Here is a 14,983-nt window from a genome sequence, read left to right on the forward strand (position 1 = left end):
TCCTGTTATACAGACTGTGATGCTTTAAACGCCCGGCTCCTGGTGCAGCCGTTTACATGCCGTACCGTCCTCACGGAACAGATGGCAACGGTGAGGCGGCAAGCCTATGGCGAATGTTGCACCTTCTTCTACCAGCACCACGTCGTTCTGGCGGTAAACCAGGTTTTGACGAATTGCCGGGATTTGGATGTGGATTTGCGTCTCGTTACCGAGTTGCTCCACCACCTGTACGTCACCCGTAAGCAGTACTTCAGAGGCATCACTGGGCAGCAGATGCTCCGGGCGAATGCCCAGAGACATGTTGGTACCGGGCTGAACGTCGGTGCCTTCCACCGGCAACCACACCAACTGGCGGTTAGGCAGCTCGACCTGGACCTGTTGCGGCTCTGCGGCGGTCACTTTGACCGGCAGGAAATTCATTTTCGGCGAGCCGATAAAGCCGGCGACAAAGCGGTTGGCCGGATAGTGATACAGCTCCAGCGGCTTGCCGACCTGGGCGACACGCCCGGCGTCCAACACCACGATCTTGTCGGCCAGCGTCATCGCTTCCACCTGATCGTGCGTCACGTAAATCATGGTGCGCTGCAGGCGCTTGTGCAGACGCGAAATCTCAATGCGCATCTGCACCCGCAGCGCGGCGTCGAGGTTCGACAACGGCTCGTCGAGCAAGAACACGTCCGGTTCCGCCACCAGCGTACGGCCGATCGCCACCCGCTGACGCTGCCCGCCGGACAGCGCTTTTGGCCGCCTGTCGAGCAGGTGAGCCAGTTGCAGCACTTCCGACACCTGATTGACCCGCTGGCTGATTTCCGCTTTCTTGGCACCGGCCAGCTTCAGGCCGAACGACATGTTGTCGGCCACCGACAGGTGCGGATACAGCGCATAGGACTGAAACACCATGCCAATGCCGCGCTCTGAAGGCGGCACCTCATTCATGCGTTTATCGCCGATCATCAGGTCGCCAGAGGTGATGTCCTCCAGCCCGGCAATCATGCGCAGCAGTGTCGATTTGCCGCAGCCCGACGGCCCGACAAACACCACAAACTCACCGTCATCTATCGTCAGATTGACGTCTTTGGAAATCACAGCTTCGCCGAAGGCCTTATAAACGCTGCGCAATGTGACGCTAGCCATGCGTTACTCCCCTGCTTTCGCAGTTAACATTTCGTGTAAAAATGGCGGACGCAAAACCCGCCAAAACCCATTGATGACCCTCTTGCTGCGCACCGTGCTGCCATGCCAATGGCAAGGTCGCCTCAGACGGCGCGGCCGCCTGAGTATAAGGCTGCAGGTTAATCAGCGCTTCAAGGCATTGATCCTGATGGGTAATAAGTAAACGAACCACGCCGTTATGCTGGCTGACCACACTCAGTTCGCCCTGCTGGATCACCGGCAAGCGGCGCAGCGCCAACAGAGATTGGCAGTAACGCAAGGTGGATTGGTTGTCCTGCTGCTGGCGGCTGATGGCCAGCGCGCGATGTTCGATGGCCACCTGTTGGTACCAGTGGATCTCACCGTTGGTCACCTGTTCCGGCGCTTCATGCCAGGGCATCGGCGTTTGCGCACCCAGCGGATCCTGCAGGCCGGCGGCGTGTGGCAGACCCAATTCTTCGCCCTGATACAGGCAGATGGGCGCAGGCAACATCGCCAGCAGCGTCAAAAAGGCATCAGCCGAACGCAGATTACCCTGGCCCCAATGGCTAACGACTCGCGGCTGATCCGCATCACCGGTGCTCCACAGGCTGTCTGCCAGAGTGGCGCGGCGAGCATTCAACACCTCAATCAGTTTCTCTACGCTGAAGGGCACGACCTCCAGCGCCAATGGGCTACGAAGGTACTGCTGCGACGCGGCGGCGCGACGAATGTGATGCGGCCCGTCGCAATACCACAGCGCCAGACCCTGCGCGGCGACCGCCGCCCCCTCTTGCTCCGCCAATGGCTGCGGCAGGACCAGGCCGTCTATCGACAGCTGGTTCAGGTAGGGCAGCGCCGCAATCATGCCGTGAGCATCACCCACGCCATCCCCGTTTCCATCACGGAAACTGACCGGGTGGATCCGGTACAGGGTTGGCTGAGTGACGGTAGGCATTGGCGACATAAATCCGGTTCCCTGCTGCACGTGGCGATAAAATCAATGTGGCCGATAGTGCGGTAAACCCCACAAAGGGTAATCATCCGTAACAGGATTTTTCATGGGGGAGGAGATGGGAGGATGAGAGAACGACCGCGGGGACGAGAAGTTCCACGCTTAAGACAAATCTGTGATCTGCCTGGCAAAAATCGTCCCCCTATTTTGTGTCTGACACCACAGAATAGGGAGCAATGTTAACTGGATCACACTACGCAGGCGTGGGGCGTAGAGGGGGGGAGGATGAGAATGTGTCGCTTTGTGACCCACTATTACCGCGAAACCTCTCTCCTTGACTTACATGCCCACAAAAAAGAAGGATTGGATTATGACTCGCAGCTTTACCACCGCCCGCACACTGGTGCTTTCGGCTCTGACCACCCTGGTGCTTTCCTCTTCCGCCTTCGCCAAGATCGAGGAAGGGAAACTGGTTATCTGGATCAACGGCGATAAAGGCTATAACGGCCTGGCCGAGGTCGGCAAAAAGTTTGAGAAAGACACCGGCATCAAAGTGACCATCGAACACCCGGACAAGCTGGAAGAGAAGTACCCGCAGGTTGCCGCCACCGGCGACGGCCCGGACATCATCTTCTGGGCCCATGACCGCTTTGGCGGCTACGCGCAGTCCGGCCTGCTGGCGGAAATCCATCCTTCCAAAGCCTTCCAGGACAAGCTGTTCCCGTTCACCTGGGACGCAGTGCGCTACGACGGCAAGCTGATCGGCTACCCGATCGCCGTGGAAGCGCTGTCGCTGATTTACAATAAAGACCTGATCAAACAGGCGCCAAAAACCTGGGAAGAGATCCCGGCGCTGGACAAAGAACTGCGCGCCAAAGGCAAAAGCGCCATCATGTGGAACCTGCAAGAACCCTACTTCACCTGGCCGATTATCGCCGCCGATGGCGGTTATGCCTTCAAGTATGAAAATGGCAAATACAACATCAAGGACGTTGGCGTCGCCAACGCCGGTTCGCAGGCCGGTCTGCAGTTCATCGTCGATCTGGTGAAAAACAAGCAGATCAACGCCGATACCGATTACTCCATTGCCGAAGCCGCCTTCAATAAGGGCCAAACCGCCATGACCATCAACGGTCCGTGGGCCTGGTCAAACATCGAGCAAAGCAAAATCAACTACGGCGTAACCCTGCTGCCGACCTTTAAAGGCAAGCCGTCCAAACCTTTCGTTGGCGTGCTGACCGCCGGGATCAACGCCGCCAGCCCGAACAAAGAGCTGGCTACCGAATTCCTGGAAAACTATCTGTTGACCAACGAAGGCCTGGCCGACGTCAACAAGGACAAACCGCTCGGTGCGGTGGCCCTGAAGTCCTACCAGGAGCAACTGGCGAAGGATCCGAAAATCGCCGCCACCATGGAAAACTCACAAAACGGCGAAATTATGCCTAATATCCCGCAGATGAGCGCCTTCTGGTACGCCGAGCGCAGCGCGGTAATCAACGCCGTCAGCGGCCGCCAGACGGTGAAAGCCGCGTTGGATGATGTGCAGACCCGTATCACCAAGTAACACACAACGTTGTGCGGGGTGCGGATCAGCGCCCCGCTGTGGCTTCACAGAAAGGAACGCCCTATGCAATTAGCTCACGCCGGGTCGCCTGCGCGCAAAAAGTCGAAGTGGTGGCAGAGTGACGTACTGAAATGGCTGGTCATCGGCCTGTTCAGCCTGGTTACCTGCTATCTGATTGTGTTGATGTATGCACAGGGTGAATACCTGTTTGCCATTCTGACGCTGATACTGGTCAGCGCCGGGCTTTACGTCTTCGCCAATCGCCGGGCTTACGCCTGGCGCTACGTTTATCCGGGCATCGCTGGCATGGGGCTGTTTGTCCTGTTTCCGCTGATTTGCACCATCGCCATCGCCTTTACCAACTACAGCAGCACCAACCAGCTCACCTTTGAACGCGCTCAGTCGGTGCTGATGCAGCGTCAGTTCCAAACCGGAAAAACCTTCACCTTCGGGCTGTATCCGGCAGAAAATCAACGTTGGCGCCTGCAGTTAACCCACCCTGACAGTGACCAAAAACTGATTTCCGAACCGTTCAGCTTTGACGCCAGTGCGCCGCAAACGCTGAAACTGACGGAAGAAAGCGCAGAACCGGTCGGCGAACGCGCCACGCTGCGAGTGATCACGCAAAATCGTCAGGCGCTGAGCCAACTGGTGGCATTACTTCCGGACGGCGGCGAGCTGCGCATGAGTTCCCTGCGCCAATTTTCCGGCACCACCCCGCTCTACGCGCTGGACAAGGAAAGCAATACGCTGACCGACCAACAAACCCATACTCAATACCGCCCAAACCCTGACATTGGCTTCTATCAGGCGGTGAATGCCGAGGGCAACTGGGCCAAAGAGACCCTGAGCCCAGGCTATACCGTCACCATCGGATGGAAAAACTTCCTGCGCGTGCTGCAGGACGAAGGCATCAAGAAGCCGTTCGTGTCGATTTTTATCTGGACCATCGTGTTCTCGGTCATGACCGTGATCCTCACCGTGGCGGTGGGTATGGTGCTGGCCTGCGTGGTGCAGTGGGAAGCGCTGAAAGGCAAAGCGGTTTATCGCGTGATGCTGATACTGCCCTACGCGGTACCGTCGTTTATTTCGATACTGATTTTCAAAGGGTTGTTCAACCAAAGCTTCGGTGAAATCAACATGATGCTTAGCCATCTGTTTGGCATCAAACCGGCCTGGTTCAGCGACCCTATCACCGCCAAAAGCATGATTTTGATCGTCAACACCTGGTTGGGTTATCCCTACATGATGATCCTGTGCATGGGGCTGCTGAAGGCAATACCCGACGATTTGTACGAGGCCTCGGCAATGGACGGCGCCACCCCGATGCAGAACTTCTTCCGCATCACGCTGCCGCTGCTGATCAAACCGCTGACGCCGCTGATGATCGCCAGCTTCGCCTTCAACTTTAATAACTTTGTCTTGATTCAGCTGCTGACCAACGGCGGGCCTGACATGATTGGCACCACCACGCCGGCCGGTTATACCGACCTGCTGGTCAGCTATACCTACCGCATTGCCTTCGAGGGCGGCGGCGGGCAGGACTTCGGACTGGCAGCCGCCATTGCCACGCTGATCTTCCTGCTGGTAGGCGCTCTGGCGATCCTGAATCTGAAAGCCAGCAAGATGAACTTCGACTAGGGAGAAAAATAATGGCCATGGTCCAACCCAAGTCCCAGCGCCTGCGCCTGTGGATGACCCATATTCTAATGCTGTGCTTTATCGCCCTGATCATGTTCCCGCTGCTGATGGTGGTGACCATCTCGCTGCGTTCCGGCAACTTCGCCACCGGCAGCCTGATACCGGAACAAATTTCATGGGATCACTGGCGGCTGGCGCTTGGCATGAGCGTGACCCACGCCGACGGCAGCGTTACCCCGCCGCCGTTCCCGGTGCTGCTGTGGCTGTGGAACTCAATCAAGATCGCGGTGATCACTGCGATCGGCATCGTCACGCTGTCCACCACCTGCGCCTACGCCTTTGCCCGCATGCGTTTTCGCGGCAAGAGCACGCTGCTGAAAAGCATGCTGATTTTCCAGATGTTCCCGGCGGTGCTGTCGCTGGTGGCGTTGTACGCCTTGTTCGATCGTCTGGGCCAATACATTCCGTTTATCGGCCTGAACACCCACGGCGGCGTGATCTTCGCTTACATGGGCGGGATCGCACTGCATGTTTGGACGATCAAAGGCTATTTCGAAACCATCGATAACTCGCTGGAGGAGGCGGCGGCATTGGACGGTGCCAGCCCTTGGCAGGCGTTCCGCCTGGTGCTGTTGCCGCTGTCGGTACCGATCCTGGCGGTAGTGTTTATTCTGTCGTTTATCGCGGCCATCACCGAAGTGCCGGTCGCCTCGCTGTTGCTGCGTGACGTTAACAGCTACACGTTGGCAGTGGGCATGCAGCAATACCTGAACCCACAAAACTATCTGTGGGGCGACTTTGCCGCTGCGGCGGTGCTGTCGGCAATCCCGATTACCGCCGTATTCTTGCTGGCGCAACGCTGGCTGGTAGGAGGCCTGACGGCAGGTGGGGTGAAAGGTTAGATTTTCTCGGGCCTCACTCACGGGTGGGCCCTACTGCGCTTGATGTACTTCAGTTATTTCCGATCAATACCTGTGTCTTCGGCGGCCCTATCGGGCCGCCATTTTTATTTCTGCTATTCCCGTTTTAAGCGGTCGGTATTGGCCAGGTAGAGCGTCACTACCAGTAACAATATCGCGGCGGAATAAATTAGCGTATCGATTGGGTTTTCATGATCCACAATGATCAATCGGATAATTGCGGTGATGCCGATATAAATAAAGTAGCGCAGCGGAAAGTGATAGCCAGACTCAAAATATTTAACAATCAACGCGATAAACTCAAAATAGAGAAAGTAAATCACAATCCCTTCAATCAAGAGATAGGACGTAGACTCCTCGTTATTTACAAACAAAACTTTCGCCAAATGAATGGTTTCTTTCACCAAAAAAACGATCAGGATTGCTGCCAACAACAACAGCCCAACGTTCAGCACCCGTTGTAGCCCTTTGGCCACCATCACTGAGCGGGAGGTTTTTGCCATAATTATTCCCCATAAATACCACTGTAATTATCTACGCATCCTAACATAGGCATTATCTTAAAAATTAACATCTGTATGCCGATTGAAAAAAACGATTACCATTCAAACGGTTAAATTTAAATGTTTCATGTGGATATATTTGTAGCAAATTGAAATGTCAACTATGATGGGTCATAGATCTTTACATAAAACAAACACCTCGAATTAACAAGGGAATATTTATGCGCGCTAAGCTTAACGGACTGGTCGCCGCAGGCCTGTTTACCTGTGCATTAACCGGCCATGCCAGCGGATTGGTAACCCCTGATAATGACCTGCGCAACGACCTCGCCTGGTTGTCCGATCGCGGCGTAATCAACGTTAGCCTGTCCACCTGGCCACTAAGCCAGGAAGAGATCAGTTCGGTCATTTCACAGGCCAAACCGGTAACCAATACCGAGAAAAACGTCATCGACCGTGTTCAACGCCGCGTCGGCGAACTGAAAGCCAATATTCGCGTCAGCGGCTACGCCGCTACCGATAAGCCCGGCACGCCACAGGGTTTCGGGCAGAACCAATATGCTGACCAAAGCCTCACCGTCGGTGCCGGTGCCAACGGCGAATTCTGGGACGTGCGACTCCAGGGTTCAGTCGAAGGCGATCAGCGCGTCAGCGACGGTTCCAAATTCAACCTCAACGGCTCCTACGGTGCAGTGAAAATCTGGAACCAGTGGCTGTCCTTCGGTGAAGTTTCCCAATGGTGGGGGCCTGGTTACGACGGCAGCCTGATCCGTTCCGACGCCGCACGCCCGGTCGCCGGCTTTATGCTGCAGCGCGCCGACCAATCGCCGTTTGAAACCCCTTGGCTGTCCTGGATTGGCCGCTGGCAGTACCAACTGACGGCAGGTCAGCTGTCGCAGTACACCGCCGTGCCTGATACCAAGCTGATCGGCGGCCGTCTGACCATGATGCCGACCAACTTCCTCGAGTTGGGCGCTTCGCGCATCATGCAGTGGGGCGGTAGCGGCCGACCACAGTCCTTTAGCTCCTTCTGGGACGCCTTCACCGGCAAGGACAACGATGACTCAGGACAAGGCAACGATCCCGGCAACCAGCTCGCCGGTTTCGACTTCAAACTGAAAATGCAGCCGTTGATTGGTCTGCCTGTCAGCCTGTACGGTCAGTTAGTGGGTGAAGATGAAGCGGGCTTCCTGCCATCGCAAAATACCTACCTGCTGGGGCTGGAAGGCCATCCTGAATGGGGCCCAACCACTATCAACTGGTCTATTGAAGGGGCAGATACCCGCTCCGATATGAGCCGTAAAAACTATGTTTACACCCACTACACCTATAAAGGTGGCTACTACCAGCAAGGCTACCCACTGGGCCACGCCATGGGTGGCGACGGGCAAATGCTGTCCGGCCGCGTAGAGATGGTGTTGGACGATGGCCAACGCTGGAGCACCCGCTTGGTATACGCCAAAGTGAACCCGAACAGCCAGTCGATAAACCATGCCTTCCCGAAATCCGATACGCTGAAAGGCATTCAGTTAGGCTGGGGTTACAACTTCGACTCTCAGGTCAAGTTTGATACCAGCCTGTGGTACACCGATAACAACGCCAGCACCGCCGATGACGTAGGCGCAGGCATCAGTTTCGAAGTGCCTATCAATCTGTAATTCCTTCAGACGTAAAAAAACCCGCCAAGGCGGGTTTTTTATTGGCATTCATTCAGACGCTAATTAACGCCATGCCTTGAAGCGGTTGATCAGCGCATTGGTTGAGCTGTCGTGGCTGCTGACCGCTTCATCACCCGCCAGTTCCGGCAGGATACGGTTAGCCAGCTGTTTGCCCAGCTCCACGCCCCACTGGTCGAAGGTGAAGATGTTGAGGATCGCGCCCTGGGTGAAGATCTTGTGTTCATACAGGGCAATCAGGCTGCCCAGGCTGAACGGCGTAATCTCACGCAGCAGGATGGAGTTGGTTGGGCGGTTGCCTTCAAATACCTTGAACGGCGCTACGTGCTTAACCTCGTCCGGCGTTTTGCCCTGGGCGGCGAATTCTTGTTCTACCACTTCCAGTGATTTACCGAACGCCAGCGCTTCAGTCTGTGCGAAGAAGTTCGACAGCAGTTTTGCATGGTGGTCGCTCAGCGGATTATGGCTGATGGCCGGCGCGATAAAGTCACAAGGCACCAGTTTGGTCCCCTGGTGGATCAGTTGGTAAAACGCGTGCTGCCCGTTGGTGCCCGGCTCGCCCCAGATGATTGGGCCGGTCTGGTAGTCCACCGGATTGCCGTTGCGATCGACATATTTACCGTTGGATTCCATGTTGCCCTGCTGGAAGTAAGCGGCAAAACGGTGCATGTACTGGTCGTACGGCAGGATAGCTTCGGTTTCTGCACCGAAGAAGTTGTTGTACCAGATACCGATCAACGCCAGCAGCACCGGCAGGTTTTGCTCTGCCGGCGTTTGCGCGAAGTGTTTGTCCATCGCGTGCGCGCCGCTCAGCAACTGTTCAAAATTCTCGTAACCCACTGACAGGGCGATAGACAGGCCAATCGCCGACCACAGGGAATAACGGCCGCCAACCCAGTCCCAAAACTCGAACATGTTAGCGGTGTCGATGCCGAACTCGCCGACGGCCTTGCCGTTGGTGGACAGCGCCGCGAAGTGTTTCGCCACGTGTTTTTGATCACCGGCAGTGCTCAGGAACCAGTCGCGCGCGCTGTGGGCGTTGGTCATGGTTTCCTGGGTGGTGAAGGTTTTGGACGCCACCAGGAACAGAGTGGTTTCCGGGTTCAGCGGTTTGAGCGTTTCGGCGATATGGGTGCCGTCAACGTTGGAGACGAAGTGCATGTTCAGGTGATTTTTGTACGGGCGCAGTGCCTCGGTAGCCATATAAGGGCCGAGATCTGAACCGCCAATACCGATATTTACCACGTCAGTAATTGCTTTGCCGGTATAGCCTTTCCAGTCACCGCCAATCACGCGGTCACAGAACTGTTTCATTTTGGCCAGCACCGCATTCACTTCCGGCATCACATCTTTGCCATCAACGATGATTGGGCTGTTGCTGCGGTTACGCAGGGCAATATGCAGCACCGCACGGTCTTCAGTACGGTTGATTTTCTCGCCGGCGAACATGGATTTGATCGCGCTTTGCAGATCGGTTTCTTTCGCCAGTGCCTGCAGCTTCTCCAGGGTTTCCGCGGTGATGCGGTTTTTAGAGTAGTCCACCAGCATCTGATCGTTGAAGGTGGCGGAAAACTTGGAGAAACGCTCTTTGTCCTGAGCAAACAGATCGCTGATCTGTACGTCTTTCATCTGTTCAAAATGTTGCTGCAGGGCTTGCCAAGCAGCGGTTTGACTAGGATTGATATTTTTCATAGCAACACTCTTAGGCTTGAGAATAAATGTGACGTGGTTGACCGATTGTAGCCTGTTCGACCGTGATTATGATCTCTTTTCTTGCGATAGGCGCTAACTGTCAATTGCCGCCGCATCGTTTCAGCACTTCCCCTATACTTTTGGATAACAGCCTGTTATCAGGGTTGCTTAACTGTCACTAAACTGTGTCAGGTTATGACCACGTCAATGACGTAATTAGGCTAAGGATGCGTGGCCAGCCAGGCTGCGGTGTGAACGACGAAGGACATGACTATGGAATTATCTGCCCCATTGATGTTGGTGGTTATTGGCTTGAGCTCATTGCTGGCGCAGTGGCTAGCCTGGGTGTTACGCCTGCCGGCCATTCTGCCGTTGCTGGTATTTGGCATCGTGCTGGGGCCTGTGGTGCATTGGGTTCAGCCGGACGCGTTGTTCGGCGATTTGCTGTTCCCGCTGGTGTCGCTGTCGGTCGCCATTATTCTGTTTGAAGGGGCGCTAACGCTACGGGTCGAGGAAATACGCGGCCTCGGCGGCGTGGTACGTAACCTGGTAACCATTGGCATGCTGATGACCTTCCTGGTGATCGGCGTGGCCTGCTGGTGGTTGCTGGACTTTCCACCGGAGTTGGCGGCACTGATCGGCGCGGTCACGGTGGTCACCGGCCCAACGGTGATCGCCCCGTTGATGCGCGTGGTGCGACCGAATGCCAATATCAACCAGGTACTGCGCTGGGAAGGCATCGTCATCGATCCGGTCGGCGCCATTTTTACCCTGCTGGTGTTCGAATTTATCGTACTGAAACAGCATTCAGAATCTTACACCCATCTGTTCTGGACGCTGGGCATTACCGCCGCCGTCGGCCTGGTGGCTGGCGCGCTGTTCGGCTATTTGCTGGGCCTGGCGCTGCGCCGCGTCTGGCTGCCGCGCTACCTGCAAAACCTGGCGGTACTGGCGATCATGCTCACCGCCTTTGGCGTGTCCAACGCCATTGCCGATGAATCCGGCCTGCTGACCGTTACCGTAATGGGCATTTGGCTGGCCAATATGCGCGATGTGGATACCAGCGACATTCTGGCGTTCAAGGAAGAGCTGTCGGCGATCCTGATTTCAGCACTGTTTATCATTTTGGCGGCGCGGCTCGACATTCAGGCCTTGTGGAACATGGGCTGGCCATTATTGGGCCTGTTGCTGGTGGTGCAGTTCGTCGCCCGCCCGCTGTGTATTGCGGTATCAACCTGGCGCTCTTCCCTGCACTGGCGCGATCGCCTGCTGCTATGCTGGATCGCTCCGCGTGGCATCGTCGCCGCGGCGGTCAGTTCGCTGTTTGCCCTGACGCTGCAGCGCAGCGGTTATCCGGGAGCCGATCGGCTGGTGACCGTGGTGTTCGCCGTGATCATCGGCACCGTGGTACTGCAAAGCCTGACCAGCGGCATGATGGCGCGTTGGCTGCGGGTACAGCAGCAAAAACCACGTGGGGTGCTGATTGTCGGCGCCAATAGCGTCGCACGTATGCTGGCACAGGCGCTGATGAAGTTGAATATTCCGGTGCTCGTCACCGACAGCAGTTGGGAATATTATCGCCAGGCACGTATGGACGGCATCCCCGCCTATTATGGCCATGCTTACTCTGAGCATGCCGAAAACTATCTCGATCTCAGCGACACCGCACAAGTACTGGCGCTCTCTCCCAACCGCCACCAAAATGCGTTGGCGGTCTATCACTTCGGCCATATTTTTGGTGAAGGACAGGTGTTCGCCATCCGCTCCGGCGCCCCGCTGAAAGGCCGCGGCAACAGTGCGGAAAGTTCGCGCTTCCGCCGGCATGAGATCCTGTTCAATCAAGAGGCCACCTACGGTCGGCTAAGCAGCCTGATTGCCCAGGGCGCCACCATCAAAGCCACCAAGCTGAACGAGAACTTTGGCTGGTTGGAATATATAGAGAAAAATCATGGCGTTATTCCGCTTTTCAGCCAGCGGGAAGACGGCACGCTGCAGCCGATCGGCGCCGGTTTTGTCCCGGCAATGCCCTGTACGCTGATTGCACTGGTACAAGATGAAAATCCCTCAACTTCCGGACGTTGACAGCGGCACGATATCGGGCTATTCCTAACAGCCTACTTGCGCACCCGGTGTGCAAGCCAGAAGAGGCGCGTCGCCCAGGTAGAGTGTCAGAGGAGCCGTTTTCCAATGACGACGCTTGAGGGGGAGCGACGCCGAGGTAAGGTGATGCGCGGCATTCATCGTATCGACTACAGGGGCTGAATCCCCTGGGTTGTCACCAGAATTGTCCGTAAGGGCAATCAACAAGGTGGGGCGCTTCTGGGTGTATCGTAGCTTTCACTTCTACGTCTGCTCCCGTTTATCGCTCCCCCCTTGTGCCAAGGCTATGAAAAAAGTGTTCTCTGAAGAGGGCCACCCTGACACGAGGTTTTTACATGAACCAAGCAGCACCCCAGAATGCCACCGTTGTCGCCAAATTCGGCGGCACCAGCGTTGCCGACTATGAAGCCATGAACCGCAGCGCCGACGTCGTTCTCGCCAATCCGAACGTACGTCTGGTGGTATTGTCCGCTTCTGCGGGCGTCACCAACCTGCTGGTGGCTCTGGCCGAAGGCAGCGACGCCGACAAGCGTCACTATCAGCTCGACGAAATCCGCCGCATTCAATACGCCATTCTCGATCGCCTCGATAATCCGGCGGTAGTGCGCGACGAAATCGACCGCATGCTGGAAAATATTGCCATGCTGTCCGAAGCAGCCTCCTTGGCCACCTCCACGGCGCTGACCGACGAACTGGTCAGCCACGGCGAACTGATGTCTACCCTGCTGTTCGTTGAGATCCTGCGCAGTCGTGATGTGCAGGCGGAGTGGTTTGACGTACGTAAAGTGATGCACACCGACGATCATTTCGGTCGCGCAACGCCGGACAGCGTAGCGCTGAACCAACTGGCCCAGTCGCTGCTCAAGCCACGCCTGCAGGAAGCCCTGGTGGTTACCCAGGGCTTTATCGGCAGCGAGCCGAAAGGCCGCACCACCACGCTGGGTCGCGGCGGCAGCGATTACACCGCCGCCCTGCTGGGTGAAGCGCTGAGCGTCAGCCGGGTCGATATCTGGACCGACGTGCCGGGCATCTACACCACCGACCCACGCGTGGTTCCGGCGGCAAAACGCATCGATAAAATCGCCTTCGAAGAAGCAGCTGAAATGGCCACCTTTGGCGCAAAAGTCTTGCACCCGGCCACCCTGTTACCGGCCGTTCGCAGCGATATCCCGGTGTTCGTCGGCTCCAGCAAAGATCCGTCCGCCGGCGGTACCCTGGTGTGCAACACCACCGAGAACCCACCGCTATTCCGTGCGCTGGCACTGCGCCGCAAACAAACCCTGCTGACGCTGCACAGCCTCAACATGCTGCACGCACGCGGTTTCCTGGCCGAGGTGTTCAGCATTTTGGCGCGCCACAATATCTCGGTGGACTTGATCACGACCTCCGAAGTTAGCGTAGCGCTGACCATGGATACCACGGGTTCAACCTCCACCGGCGGCAGCCTGCTGACCACTTCATTGCTGACCGAACTGTCGTCACTGTGCCGGGTAGAAGTGGAAGAAAACCTGGCGTTGGTCGCCTTGATCGGCAACAAGCTTTCCCAGGCCTGCGGCGTGGGCAAAGAAGTGTTCGGCGTGCTCGACCCGTTCAATATCCGCATGATCTGTTACGGCGCCAGCAGCTACAACCTGTGCTTCCTGGTACCGGGCGATGACGCCGAACAAGTCGTTCGCACCCTGCACCACAACCTGTTCGAATAAGCTACCGTCACCTTTGCAGGCGCGGCACGCCGCGCCTCTACCTCTAAAAAAGCAGTCCATAACCGTAGGGGTTCAGTTCACCGAACCCGCAAAAAACACAACACCACCCCCATCGTTGTTATTTGGCTAAGGAAAACCTCACTCATGCTGGCAAAATTTACCCGATTATTCCCTCTGTGGGCGGTGCTGCTCGCCGTCGCCGCCTACAGCACGCCCACCACCTTTACCGGGATCGGCCCCTACGTCAGCCCGCTGCTGATGCTGATCATGTTCGCCATGGGCGTCACGCTGCGGCTCGATGACTTTAAACGCGTACTGTCCCGCCCAGGCCCGGTTGCCGCGGGGATCTTTTTGCATTACCTGATCATGCCGCTGGCGGCCTGGCTGCTGGCAATGCTGTTCCATATGCCCCCGGATCTTTCCGCCGGCATGGTGCTGGTTGGCAGCGTTGCCAGCGGTACCGCGTCCAACGTCATGATCTATCTGGCCAAAGGGGATGTGGCGCTGTCAGTGACCATTTCGGCAGTCTCCACGCTGGTGGGCGTCTTCGCGACGCCGCTGCTGACCCGCCTGTACGTCGATACCGAGATCAGCGTCGACGTCATGGGGATGTTGCTGAGCATTCTGCAGATCGTGGTGATCCCTATTGGTCTGGGTTTGATCGTCCATCACACCTTTACCAAAACCGTCAAACGCATTGAGCCGATCCTGCCGGCGTTGTCGATGATCTGCATTTTGGCGATCATCAGCGCCGTGGTTGCCGGCAGCCAGAGCCATATCGCCTCGGTCGGGCTGGTGGTGATCGTGGCGGTGATCCTGCACAACGGCATCGGGTTGCTGAGTGGTTACTGGGGCGGCAAGCTGTTCGGCTTCGACGAATCGACCTGCCGTACGCTGGCAATTGAAGTCGGCATGCAGAACTCCGGGCTGGCCGCGACGCTGGGTAAAATCTACTTCTCACCGCTGGCCGCGTTGCCGGGTGCCCTGTTCTCGGTGTGGCATAACCTGTCAGGATCCCTGTTGGCGGGTTACTGGTCCGGCCGACCAATCACTAAAAAATAATTTCACCTCGGGGTACAGTTCACATTTGCGCCCCGG

The 14,983-nt window shown here is 56.7% G+C and carries 11 protein-coding genes and 1 riboswitch; of the genes, 7 read left to right on the forward strand and 4 right to left on the reverse strand.

Annotated features, from left to right (window positions below; all coding sequences use genetic code 11):
• Positions 1 to 24: 24 nt before the first annotated feature.
• Together malK and M495_RS26165 are read right to left on the reverse strand one after the other, a co-directional pair.
• Positions 25 to 1,134 carry a maltose/maltodextrin ABC transporter ATP-binding protein MalK gene (gene malK, locus M495_RS22075; RefSeq protein ID WP_020837178.1) on the reverse strand — a complete coding sequence of 370 codons (1,110 nt, stop codon included), beginning with the start codon at positions 1,132 to 1,134 and terminating at the stop codon, positions 25 to 27.
• Positions 1,127 to 2,098: an alpha-amylase family glycosyl hydrolase gene (locus M495_RS26165; RefSeq protein WP_020837179.1), complete on the reverse strand. Its 972-nt coding sequence runs from the start codon at positions 2,096 to 2,098 to the stop codon at positions 1,127 to 1,129. The genes malK and M495_RS26165 overlap by 8 nt, the downstream gene beginning before the upstream one ends.
• A 358-nt stretch (positions 2,099 to 2,456) precedes the next feature.
• On the opposite strand from M495_RS26165, the gene malE reads away from it, so the two are divergent.
• The 3 genes from malE to malG all read left to right on the forward strand — a co-directional run bounded on the left by malE (position 2,457) and on the right by malG (position 6,193).
• On the forward strand, positions 2,457 to 3,650 hold the full coding sequence (gene malE / locus M495_RS22085) for a maltose/maltodextrin ABC transporter substrate-binding protein MalE (RefSeq protein ID WP_020837180.1): 1,194 nt from the start codon (positions 2,457 to 2,459) through the stop codon (positions 3,648 to 3,650).
• Positions 3,651 to 3,713: 63 nt separating this feature from the next.
• On the forward strand, positions 3,714 to 5,291 hold the full coding sequence (gene malF / locus M495_RS22090) for a maltose ABC transporter permease MalF (protein ID WP_020837181.1): 1,578 nt from the start codon (positions 3,714 to 3,716) through the stop codon (positions 5,289 to 5,291).
• 11 nt (positions 5,292 to 5,302) lie between these two features.
• Positions 5,303 to 6,193: a maltose ABC transporter permease MalG gene (gene malG, locus M495_RS22095; RefSeq protein ID WP_020837182.1), complete on the forward strand. Its 891-nt coding sequence runs from the start codon at positions 5,303 to 5,305 to the stop codon at positions 6,191 to 6,193.
• 113 nt (positions 6,194 to 6,306) lie between these two features.
• Here malG and psiE read toward each other — a convergent pair whose 3' ends face one another.
• The gene (gene psiE / locus M495_RS22100) at positions 6,307 to 6,714 is read right to left on the reverse strand and encodes a phosphate-starvation-inducible protein PsiE (protein ID WP_020837183.1); all 408 of its coding nucleotides are present in this window, start codon (positions 6,712 to 6,714) and stop codon (positions 6,307 to 6,309) included.
• A gap of 221 nt (positions 6,715 to 6,935) precedes the next feature.
• On the opposite strand from psiE, the gene M495_RS22105 reads away from it, so the two are divergent.
• The gene (locus M495_RS22105) at positions 6,936 to 8,372 is read left to right on the forward strand and encodes a capsule assembly Wzi family protein (RefSeq protein WP_020837184.1); all 1,437 of its coding nucleotides are present in this window, start codon (positions 6,936 to 6,938) and stop codon (positions 8,370 to 8,372) included.
• Positions 8,373 to 8,435: 63 nt separating this feature from the next.
• Here M495_RS22105 and pgi read toward each other — a convergent pair whose 3' ends face one another.
• Complete coding sequence (pgi, locus tag M495_RS22110; RefSeq protein WP_020837185.1) at positions 8,436 to 10,082, reverse strand: glucose-6-phosphate isomerase; 1,647 nt, start codon at positions 10,080 to 10,082, stop codon at positions 8,436 to 8,438.
• A gap of 273 nt (positions 10,083 to 10,355) precedes the next feature.
• Between pgi and M495_RS22115 the strand changes: the two genes are divergently transcribed.
• From M495_RS22115 to panS, 3 genes are all read left to right on the forward strand, one after another.
• Entirely contained in the window at positions 10,356 to 12,164 is a 1,809-nt protein-coding gene (locus M495_RS22115) for a cation:proton antiporter (protein ID WP_020837186.1), read from the forward strand.
• A gap of 52 nt (positions 12,165 to 12,216) precedes the next feature.
• A riboswitch (Lysine riboswitch) is annotated at positions 12,217 to 12,409 on the forward strand.
• A 108-nt stretch (positions 12,410 to 12,517) separates the two neighbouring features.
• Entirely contained in the window at positions 12,518 to 13,885 is a 1,368-nt protein-coding gene (lysC, locus tag M495_RS22120; protein ID WP_020837187.1) for a lysine-sensitive aspartokinase 3, read from the forward strand.
• Between the two features lie 144 nt (positions 13,886 to 14,029).
• Complete coding sequence (gene panS / locus M495_RS22125; RefSeq protein ID WP_020837188.1) at positions 14,030 to 14,947, forward strand: ketopantoate/pantoate/pantothenate transporter PanS; 918 nt, start codon at positions 14,030 to 14,032, stop codon at positions 14,945 to 14,947.
• Positions 14,948 to 14,983: the final 36 nt, after the last annotated feature.

This window comes from Serratia liquefaciens ATCC 27592 (assembly GCF_000422085.1).
Classification (GTDB): Bacteria; Pseudomonadota; Gammaproteobacteria; order Enterobacterales; family Enterobacteriaceae; genus Serratia; species Serratia liquefaciens.

Coding starts and splice junctions, on each gene's coding strand:
- malG (WP_020837182.1), top strand. CDS start 5,303: ATGGCCATGGTCCAACCCAAGTCCCAGCGCCTGCGCCTGTGGATGACC.
- M495_RS26165 (WP_020837179.1), bottom strand. CDS start 2,098: ATGTCGCCAATGCCTACCGTCACTCAGCCAACCCTGTACCGGATCCAC.
- panS (WP_020837188.1), top strand. CDS start 14,030: ATGCTGGCAAAATTTACCCGATTATTCCCTCTGTGGGCGGTGCTGCTC.
- malK (WP_020837178.1), bottom strand. CDS start 1,134: ATGGCTAGCGTCACATTGCGCAGCGTTTATAAGGCCTTCGGCGAAGCT.
- psiE (WP_020837183.1), bottom strand. CDS start 6,714: ATGGCAAAAACCTCCCGCTCAGTGATGGTGGCCAAAGGGCTACAACGG.
- lysC (WP_020837187.1), top strand. CDS start 12,518: ATGAACCAAGCAGCACCCCAGAATGCCACCGTTGTCGCCAAATTCGGC.
- malF (WP_020837181.1), top strand. CDS start 3,714: ATGCAATTAGCTCACGCCGGGTCGCCTGCGCGCAAAAAGTCGAAGTGG.
- malE (WP_020837180.1), top strand. CDS start 2,457: ATGACTCGCAGCTTTACCACCGCCCGCACACTGGTGCTTTCGGCTCTG.
- M495_RS22115 (WP_020837186.1), top strand. CDS start 10,356: ATGGAATTATCTGCCCCATTGATGTTGGTGGTTATTGGCTTGAGCTCA.
- pgi (WP_020837185.1), bottom strand. CDS start 10,082: ATGAAAAATATCAATCCTAGTCAAACCGCTGCTTGGCAAGCCCTGCAG.
- M495_RS22105 (WP_020837184.1), top strand. CDS start 6,936: ATGCGCGCTAAGCTTAACGGACTGGTCGCCGCAGGCCTGTTTACCTGT.